Source organism: Cupriavidus sp. 05N39, from assembly GCF_056397325.1.
Genome location: NZ_JBFTNE010000434.1, coordinates 1 through 348 on the forward strand (window position 1 = coordinate 1; position 348 = coordinate 348).

At 48.7% G+C, this 348-nt stretch carries 1 rRNA gene; it reads left to right on the plus strand.

Annotation, left to right across the window (positions count from 1 at the left end):
- Positions 1 to 275: 275 nt before the first annotated feature.
- Positions 276 to 348: ribosomal RNA gene (locus AC1DN0_RS42065) — 16S ribosomal RNA — on the plus strand; the annotation flags it as partial.

The window sequence follows — 348 nt, forward strand, 5'->3', positions numbered from 1 at the left end:
TCTTCATAATCTCGTTTCTCTGCTGCAGAAAACGCAGTGACGCGGTAAGCAAAGCGAACCGCGGCTAGTTCTTTAACAAACAAACAACCGATAAGTGTGGGCGCTTGATAGCGGATGCGGAAGACTTCGGTCTTTTAGCTTACAAGTTATAAAGTGCTCGCACAGTAAAACATGTTGGTTATGTCCGGGGTGCAAATCRCGGATGTAGCCAGTCAGTTTTCTGAGAGTGAGCGACCGCTCGAAAGAGCGAGRTYCKYMRGRAYCACACAGGTATTAAACTGAAGAGTTTGATCCTGGCTCAGATTGAACGCTGGCGGCATGCCTTACACATGCAAGTCGAACGGCAGC